This window comes from Archangium sp., assembly GCF_036389735.1.
Classification (GTDB): domain Bacteria; phylum Myxococcota; class Myxococcia; order Myxococcales; family Myxococcaceae; genus Archangium.
Genome location: NZ_DASVWK010000620.1, coordinates 1 through 8,780, shown reverse-complemented (window position 1 = coordinate 8,780; position 8,780 = coordinate 1). Strand labels below are relative to the sequence as shown.

Below are 8,780 nucleotides of genomic sequence, written 5' to 3'. Positions count from 1 at the left end.
GGGCTCGTCCGGAGCCGTGAAGGCCGGCGGGACGGCGGGCGTGGGCTGGAACCCCGGCGTCTGCACATCGGGCTGAGTGGGATCCTGCGTGGAGAGCGACACCCGACCCGGGCGTAGGAAGGGGTCGATGACGGCCCCCTGCGCCTGGTTGGGACCCGGGAGGGTGACATCGGCCTGTGGCGCCAGCCCCGTGGTCCTCGCCGCGTCCGACAGCCCATCCGCCGGGGCGAGTCCGGCCTGGGCGCCCGCACCAAACTGACCCTGTCCGGCGCCGAACTGCCCCTGCCCCGCACCGAACTGGCCCTGTCCGGCACCGAACTGACTCTGCCCCGCGCCGAACTGTCCCTGCCCCGCGCCGAACTGCTGCCCGGTGCCGGCCAGGCCTCCCGAGCCGCCCTGCCCCGTACCGGCCAGGCCTCCCGTCCCCGCCTGTCCCGAGCCGCCCACGCCCTGCTGTTGCTGCTGCTGTGTGGGGTTGGGAACGGTCCCCAGCGACACCCCACCTGGGACGGGCGTGCTCGGCGGAGCCACGCCGACGAACACCCCCGCCGTGGGCACCGACGCGACCGAGGGCACCGGGACGCCATTGACGGAGATGGCCACGTCATCGAAGCCGAACTGGATGAAGCCCCGAGGCTCGGCCTCGCGCGGCAGGTTCCAGACCAGCACCTCCAGCTCGATGTCCCCCTCACGCGCCACGGGCAGCAGGCGGAAGGTCTCGTCGTCCGCGTGCGCTCCACGGCTCAGCGCGGCGGCATGGATGAGGGCCGTATCGGTGAGCAGCGCTCCGTTGCGCCAGACGCGGCCCACGCCCCACACCGCCGCCGCCGCCTGCATGCGCGTCATGTTGGGAGAGCCGAGTCCCGTATTGCCGTGCAGCTCCTGCCCCACCATCACCCCGCCCGCGATGGGCTGGGCTGGTGGCGAGGGCAACGGCCTTGACACGGGACTCCCCGCCAACGCCTGCGCGGGAGGAAAGCCCGCCTGCGCCAACTCCACCCGGTACGAGTCACCGCCCACGGTGAAGGTGGCTTCCAGGCGTGCGCTGTCCCCGTAGGTCGCCCGAGGGTCCGCGATGCGCTCCCGCGCGGAGAACTCGGCCGAGCCCGTTCCCCGTTCGAAGAGGTCCGTGAAGGGGATGGAGCCTTGCGTGAAGAAACCGACGTTCCCCACCGTGCGTGCGGTGACCTGGGGACCGTCGAAGGTGAACACATCAGGGCTGGCCGTGAGCAACCCGGCGAGCACGAAGCTGGAGAAGATTCCCGCCATCGACGCTGCCTCCTCCAACAGAGAGTAGGCAGCGGAGGTTCAGGTTGGCGGCTGGGAGCAACCGGGCGAGCAGGTGCCCGCCGTGCCCGCCTGATTCAGATGAGACCGCGAGCGCGGCGAATCTGCTCCACCGTCTTGTTGTACTCGATGTCGAAGGCGCTGGTGCCCTCCTGAAGATGCTTCAGGCGCGAGCGGGCCTCCTTGTCGATCTCCTCGTCCACGTCGAGGTGCTTCTTCATCACCACGTGGATCTTCTGCCGGAGGACGTTGTCGGCGGCGTACACCTCCTCGACGTTCCGGCTGATGAGGAGGAACTCAATCATCTGGTTGATGACGTACTCGATGCCCTCGTCGCCCATCTTGAAGCCACGGACGTCGGCCATCTCACGCTTGACCTGATTGAACTTGGAGTAGTCGTAGCCCCGACGCTCCAGGGCCTCGCGCGTGGCTTGATTCACGCGCTCCTCGTTCGCCAGGTACTCACGCATGATGGCGGACAGGTCCATCTCGGCGTCAGCCACGCGCATCGGCTCCACCTCGATGTCCCCGTCCTGCATCAACCTTTGGACGACTTCCCGGGAGATGATCGGGATCACCTTCGGATAGAGCCTCATGTCGGTCCCTCGCCCTCGAAGACATTCGACTGGACGTGTTCGCTATAAATCAGCGTGAAGCCCAGTCGCAATGAAAAACCCTAGGAACATCGCGGATTCAGCGGCTTTTCCCGCTCCGCGTTGAAGCGGAAATTAATCACGGCGAGCCGGGTGGCGACCCTTCTTCTGACTTTTCGTCCACCAGGGCACCCGCATCAGCCAGGGAGGCCTCGCGGATGGGATCCTCCGGGTCGTCCTCCGGGTGGCCGTGGAGCGCTGCGTGGACCCGCTCGGCCACCGTGGGCCCGAGCACCTCGGCCAGGGCCTCGATGTCCGCCTCACGCACCCGCTTGAGCGAGCCGAAGTGACGCAGCAGCAGCTTCTTGCGCGTGTCGCCCACCCCGGGGATGTCCTCCAGTACAGAGTGGAAGTTGTTCTTCCGCATGCTCTTCTGTTGGAAGGTGATCGCGAAGCGGTGGGCCTCGTCGCGCAAGCGAGCAAGCAGGTACAGCTCGGCCGAGTTCTGCCGCAGGACGATGGGGTCCTTGCGGTTGGGGATGAAGACGCGCTCGGGGCTGCGGGCGCTCTCCTCGTCGCGGTCATGCACCTCCAGGTCGCGGCTCTTGGCCAGGGAGATGATGTCCACGCCCTCCACCCCCAGGTCCTTGGCGGCGGCGAGCGCGCTGGCGAGCTGGCCCTTGCCTCCATCGATGACCAGCAGGTCGGGCATGTCCGCCTCCTCCTGGCCGCGCTTGAGCCGGCGGGTGATGACCTCGTGCATGCTGGCGAAGTCGTCCTGCTTCTCCAGCGTCTTGATGCGGTAGCGGCGGTAGCGGCTCTTGTCGATCTCCCCATCGGTGGCGGCCACCTGGGAGGCGACGATGCTGGCGCCCTGGAAGTGGGAGATGTCGAAGCACTCGATGCGGCGAGGCAGGTTGCGCAGGTGGAGCCGCTCCTGGAGGCGGCGCAGCACCACCTCCGTCTCGTCCTTGGTGCGGCGGCGCTCGAGCACGGCCTGCTCGGCGTTCTTCTGCGCCATCTCCACCAGGTCGCGCTTCTCGCCGCGCTTGGGCACCATCACCCGCACCTTGTCGCCCTTGCGCTCGGTGAGGAGGGCCTCCAGGCCCTCGCGCTCCTCGATGTCCAGCGGGAGGAGGACCTCCTCGGGCACGAAGTTGCCCTGGTCGTAATAGAGGTTGACGAAGGAGGGCAGCAGCTCCTCGTCGGGGAACTCCTGGCTGCCGAGGGGGAAGGCCATGCCGCCATTGAGCCGGCCCTGGCGCACGTAGAGGACGTAGACGAGCAGCCGGTCCCCCTCGCGGTGGGCGGCGAAGACGTCCTGGTCCTTGAAGTCGGTGGTGGCCACCTTCTGGCGCTCCAGGCTGCGCTCGATGGCGAGCAACTGGTCGCGGATGCGCGCGGCCTCCTCGAACTTGAGCTCGCTGGAGGCCTGCTTCATGCGCGCGCGCAGCCCGTCCACCAGCTCCCCCGCCTTGCCCTCCAGGAAGAGGATCACCTCGTCCACGCTCTTGCGGTACTCGTGCTCGGGGACGGGGTAGACGCAGGGCGCGGGGCAGCGGCCAATCTGATGCAGCAGACAGGGCCGCTTGCGGTTGGCCAGCACGTGGTCCGTGCAGGTGCGCAGGTGGAAGAAACGGTTGATGATGCGCAGCGTCTCGCGGATGGAGCTCGCGCTGGAGTACGGACCGAAGTAGCGCGCGCCGTCCTTCTGGTAGCGCCGCACCACCTCCAGCCGGGGGTAGGTCTGGGTCCGGTCGAGCCGCAGCGAGATGTACTGCTTATCGTCCTTGAGGAGGACGTTGAAGCGCGGCTTGTGCTTCTTGATGAGCTCGTTCTCGAGGAGGAGGGCTTCCTTCTCGTTGTGGACGAGCACCGTCTCGATGTCGCCGAGGAACCGGTCCAACAGCGACACGAAGGCGCGCGTGTCCCCGGTGCGGGTGAAGTACGAGCGCACCCGGTTGCGCAGGTTGACCGCCTTGCCCACGTAGATGATCTCACCCTGGCGGTCCTTCATCAGGTACACGCCGGGTTCGGTGGGCAGGGTGTCCAGCTTGGCTTCGAGCTTCGCGTCCATACGAGGCTAGCGACTCTTCCTGGGTCCGAGGCCGGTCTTGCCGTGGGGCGGCCCACCACTGCCCTTGCCGCGTGACGGGCCTCCACGCTTTCCACCGCGCCCGCCGGGCGTGCCGGGCTTCTTCTGCTCGTCGTCCTTGGGCGGAGCCTTGAGCAGCGCGCGGCTGGGGGGCTTGAGGCCCAGGTCCATGTCCTTGAGCAGCAGGATGCGGTCGCGCAGCTCCGCGGCCTTCTCGAACTGCATCTCGTCCGCGTAGTGCTGCATGTCCTTGGTGAACTCGCCGATGAGGCGCTTGATCTCCTTGGGCTCCAGCACGTCGCTGGCCGAGTCGGCGGCCATGGGCAGCGCGGACGGGTCCGCGTCGTAGAGGTGCTCGGACAGGTCGAGGATGTGGCTCTTCACCGCCTTGGGGGTGATGCCGTGCTGCGCGTTGTAGGCGCGCTGCACCTCGCGGCGACGGTTGGTCTCCTCGAGGGCCAGCTTCATCGAGTCCGTCATCCCGTCCGCGTACATGATGACGCGGCCGTTGAGGTTGCGGGCCGCGCGGCCGATGGTCTGGATGAGCGACACGTGGCTGCGCAGGAAGCCCTCCTTGTCCGCGTCGAAGATGGCCACCAGGGACACCTCGGGGATGTCGAGGCCCTCGCGCAGCAGGTTGATGCCCACCAGCACGTCGAACTCGCCCCTGCGCAGGTCGCGGATGATGGCGGTGCGCTCGATGGCGCCGATGTCCGAGTGCAGGTAGCGCACCTTCACACCCACCTCGGTGAAGTACTCGGTGAGGTCCTCCGCCATGCGCTTGGTGAGGGTGGTGACGAGCACGCGCTCCTGCTTCGCCACACGCTTGCGCACCTCCTCCAGCACGTCATCCACCTGGTTGCGCGCCGGGCGCACCTCCACCTCCGGGTCCGTCAGACCCGTGGGGCGGATGATCTGCTCCACCACCACGCCCTTGGACTTCTGCAGCTCGTACTCGGCGGGGGTGGCGGAGACGAAGACGGCCTGCTGCACCATCTCCTCGAACTCATTGAACTTGAGTGGGCGGTTGTCCAGGGCGCTGGGCAGGCGGAAGCCGTGCGCCACCAGCGTCTCCTTGCGTGCCCGGTCCCCGCGGTACATGGCGCCGATCTGCGGCACCGTCTGGTGGCTCTCGTCGATGAGCACCAGCATGTTGCGCGGGAAGTAGTCCAGCAGGCACGGCGGCGGCTCGTTGGGGGGTCGCCCCGAGAAGTGCCGCGAGTAGTTCTCGATGCCGTTGCAGTAACCCACCTGCTCGATCATCTCGAGGTCGTACATCGTGCGCTGCTCCAGGCGCTGGGCCTCCAGCAGCTTGCCCTCGCGCTTGAACTCCTGGAGCCGCTCGGCCAGCTCGTCGCGGATGGTCTGGATCGCACTCTTGCGCGTGTCCGACTCGGTGACGTAGTGGCTCGCGGGGAAGATGACGACCTTGTCCAGCACACCGATCGTCGCGCCGCGCAGCGGGTCGAACTCGGTGATCTTCTCCACCTCGTCGCCGAAGAAGCTGACGCGCACGGCGCGCTCCTCCTCATAGGCGGGGAACACCTCCACGGTGTCGCCCCGGGCGCGGAAGGTGCCGCGGTGGAAGTCGAGGTCGTTCCGCTCGTACTGGCTCTCCACCAGCTTGCGGATGAAGGCGTCGCGCCCCAGCTCGGCGCCCACGTTCACCGTGACGGCCATGTCCACGTACGAGCGCGCCGTACCGAGGCCGTAGATGCAGGACACGCTGGCCACGATGAGCACGTCGTCACGCGTGCGCAGCGAGTGCGTGGCCGAGTGGCGCATGCGCTCGATCTCATCGTTCACCGAGGAGTCCTTCTCGATGAAGGTGTCCGAGGAGGGGATGTAGGCCTCGGGCTGGTAGTAGTCGAAGTAGGAGACGAAGTACTCGACGGCGTTGTGGGGGAAGAGGGACTTGTATTCGCCGTAGAGCTGGGCGGCGAGGGTCTTGTTGTGCGCGATGAGCAGCGTGGGCCGCTTCACGTTGGCGATGACGTTCCCCATGGTGAACGTCTTGCCCGACCCCGTGACGCCGAGCAGCGTCTGGTAGCGATCCCCGCGCAGCAAGGCCTCGGTGAGCTCACCGATGGCGCGCGGTTGGTCCCCCTGGGGCTTGTAGTCGCTGACGAGCTGGAACTCAGGCATGGCGAAGAGGTTTAACACCCGGAGTGCGGGGTTGCCGTCCGCAAATCGTCCGTGAGCCGGAGAATCGACGGAGCGGGGCCTACCTCGCCCCCTCGGTCTTCAAGGCTTCGAGCGCCTGGAGCCGGGGCGCCTCGAACTCGTCGCCCTTGTTCCAGCGCGGCAGCTCCTTCGTCCGGGCCACCTGGGTCCCCAGGAGGAAGAAGAGCTGCACGTCCTCCACCGCGCCGGAGAAGTCCCAGCCCGGCCGCAGCTCGTCCGAGGGCTGGTGGTAGTGCTCGGCCTCCCACCGCTCCCGGCGCTCCTTGCCCCACCCCGGCGGCCGTCCGATGAAGTCCATGCCGCTGCTGAAGTAGGCGGACGGAATCCCCAGCTTCGCGAAGTTGAACTGGTCCGAGCGGTAGAAGAACCCCCGGTCCGGCAGCTGATCCCCCCTGACGAGGCGCCCCTGCCCCGAGGCGAGCGCGATGAGCGTCTTGTCCAGCGAGGACTTGCCCAGCCCGATGACCGTCACGTCGCGCGTGCGCCCGTGGATGTTGAGCCCGTCGATGTTGATGTTGGCCGCCACTCGCCCCGGGTGCACCGGGAGGTGCTCGGCGAGGTACTGCGAGCCCAGCAGCCCCTGCTCCTCGGCCGCCACCGCCGCGAAGAGGATGGAGCGCGGCGGCGCCTTGGGCAGCGCGGTGAAGGCCCTGGCCACCTCCAGCATCGCCGCCACGCCGGACGCGTTGTCCACCGCGCCGTTGTAGATGGCGTCCTCGCCCGGCTTCGCGTCCGCCTTCAGGCCGAGGTGGTCATGGTGCGCCGTGTAGAGCACCACCTCGCTGGACAGCTTGGGATCGCTCCCCGGCAGCAGGCCCAGTACGTTCGCCGTGGGCCGGCGCCGTACCTGGTTGACGAAGCGCGTGGACACCTTCACCCCCAGCGGCACCGGGCGGAAGTCGCGCTTCTGCGCCATGCCCCGCAGGATGTCCAGCTCCCTTCCCGAGAGCTGCACCACCCGCCGCGTGGCCTCATCCGTCGTCCAGCCCTTCATCTGGAGGCGTGGCCGCGCTCCCGAGGCAGGCAGCTCGAACTGCTCGCCCGACCAGGACGTCTGCACCACCTGCCACGGGTAGCCGGCGCTCGGCGTGGTGTGGAGGATGAGCGCTCCCGCCGCCCCCACCTTCGCGGCCTGCTCGTATTTGTAATCCCACCGGCCGTACCAGAGCCGCGCCTTGCCCCCGAAGAGCTTCGGGTCGTCCTCCGGATCGTTGTTCAGGATGAGGAGCGTCTTGCCCTTCAGGTCCATCCCCTTGAAGTCGTCCCACTCGTACTCGGGGGCCTGGATGCCGTAGCCCACGAAGACCAGCTCCGAGTCCTGGAGCACCGACTCCTCGGCCTGCGCGCCCGAGCTCGCGATGAAGTCGTCGTGGAAGCGGAGCGCCGCGCTGCCCTGGGGCGCGGTGAAGGTCAGCGTCTCCGGGTGGCCCGTCATGCCCACCAGCTCGAAGGGCTGGAGGTAGCTCCCCTCTGGCCCGGCGGGTTTGAGGCCCAGCAACTGGAACCAGGTCGCGAGGTACTGCTGGGCCAGTGCGTCCCCCCGGGTGCCCGGGCCTCGGCCCTCGAGCAGATCCGAGGCGAGGAAGCCGACATGGGCCCGGAGAGCCTCGGCGCGGATGGTCCTGGAGGCGGATTTCTCCGCTGGGGTGCTGAGCTGGGCCTGGGCGGCGAGCGGGAGGAGGAGCAGGGCGGTGAGGAGCACCAGCGTTCGCTTCATGGCTCGTGGGCCCCTAACACGAACTGCTCGGGGGGGCGGGGAGTTCTTCGCTCGGATGGTTGGACGGTAGACCCTCGCCCAGTCTCCGAGCGTTGCACCAACGGCTCCACGGAGGCATGCATGAGGAATGCCTCACTTCACGTCCCGATTTCTCGACTCCACCCCCGGAGACCCGCTCCAAGACGCGCGATCTCGCCAGGTCCTGGGTGCGCTCTGGTCGAAGGTGCAGCCGACGCCGGTGTCGGCGCCTCGGCTGGTGGCGTTCTCGAAAGAGGTAGCGGACCTGCTTGGCCTCGACGAGGCGACCCTGCGCTCCCCCGAGTCGGTGCAGGTGCTCTCGGGCAACGCGCTATGGCCGGGCATGGTGCCGTACGCGGCCAACTACGGGGGCCATCAGTTCGGCAACTGGGCGGGGCAGCTCGGAGATGGCCGCGCCATCGTGCTGGGGGAGCTGCTCGCTCCCGAAGGCAAGCGGTACGAGCTGCAGCTCAAGGGCGCGGGTCGGACCCCCTACTCCCGCCGGGCCGATGGCCGCGCGGTGCTGCGCTCCTCCATCCGCGAATTCCTCTGTAGCGAGGCCATGCACCACTTGGGCGTGCCCACCACCCGCGCGTTGTCACTGGTGGCCACCGGCGACAAGGTCATCCGCGACATGTTCTACGATGGCCATCCCGAAGCCGAGCCCGGCGCCATCGTCTGCCGGGTCGCTCCGAGCTTCCTGCGATTCGGCAACTTCGAGCTGTGCACCAGCCGCGGTGACGTGGGGCTGCTCAAGCAGCTGGCCGACTACACCCTGAAGAACTTCTTCCCCGAGCTGGGGGCGCCCTCGAAGGAGTCCTACGCCGCCTTCTACCGGGAGGTGGCGCGGCGCACCGCCAGCCTCATGGCGCATTGGCAGGCGGTG

6 protein-coding genes are annotated in these 8,780 nt (G+C 68.1%); 1 reads left to right on the top strand and 5 read right to left on the bottom strand.

The features are described 5' to 3' along the window. From VF794_RS21830 to VF794_RS21810, 5 genes are all read right to left on the bottom strand, one after another. The coding region (locus VF794_RS21830; protein ID WP_331113426.1) for a hypothetical protein at window positions 1–1,269 on the bottom strand (1,269 nt) is incomplete at its 3' end. A 95-nt stretch (window positions 1,270–1,364) separates the two neighbouring features. Next, on the bottom strand, window positions 1,365–1,883 hold the full coding sequence (locus tag VF794_RS21825) for a DUF507 family protein (protein WP_331113424.1): 519 nt from the start codon (window positions 1,881–1,883) through the stop codon (window positions 1,365–1,367). A gap of 136 nt (window positions 1,884–2,019) precedes the next feature. Beyond that, window positions 2,020–3,957: an excinuclease ABC subunit UvrC gene (gene uvrC / locus VF794_RS21820; RefSeq protein WP_331113422.1), complete on the bottom strand. Its 1,938-nt coding sequence runs from the start codon at window positions 3,955–3,957 to the stop codon at window positions 2,020–2,022. A 6-nt stretch (window positions 3,958–3,963) separates the two neighbouring features. Next, window positions 3,964–6,120, bottom strand: coding sequence for an excinuclease ABC subunit UvrB (gene uvrB, locus VF794_RS21815; protein ID WP_331113420.1), 2,157 nt, complete (start codon window positions 6,118–6,120; stop codon window positions 3,964–3,966). A gap of 79 nt (window positions 6,121–6,199) precedes the next feature. Beyond that, window positions 6,200–7,876 (bottom strand): M20/M25/M40 family metallo-hydrolase, encoded by a 1,677-nt coding sequence (locus tag VF794_RS21810; protein ID WP_331113418.1) that lies wholly within the window; start codon window positions 7,874–7,876, stop codon window positions 6,200–6,202. A gap of 127 nt (window positions 7,877–8,003) precedes the next feature. On the opposite strand from VF794_RS21810, the gene VF794_RS21805 reads away from it, so the two are divergent. After that, window positions 8,004–8,780, top strand: a 777-nt coding sequence (locus VF794_RS21805) for a protein adenylyltransferase SelO family protein (RefSeq protein WP_331113416.1), incomplete at its 3' end; no start/stop codon positions are given.

Coding starts and splice junctions, on each gene's coding strand:
- VF794_RS21825 (WP_331113424.1), bottom strand. CDS start 1,883: ATGAGGCTCTATCCGAAGGTGATCCCGATCATCTCCCGGGAAGTCGTC.
- uvrC (WP_331113422.1), bottom strand. CDS start 3,957: ATGGACGCGAAGCTCGAAGCCAAGCTGGACACCCTGCCCACCGAACCC.
- uvrB (WP_331113420.1), bottom strand. CDS start 6,120: ATGCCTGAGTTCCAGCTCGTCAGCGACTACAAGCCCCAGGGGGACCAA.
- VF794_RS21810 (WP_331113418.1), bottom strand. CDS start 7,876: ATGAAGCGAACGCTGGTGCTCCTCACCGCCCTGCTCCTCCTCCCGCTC.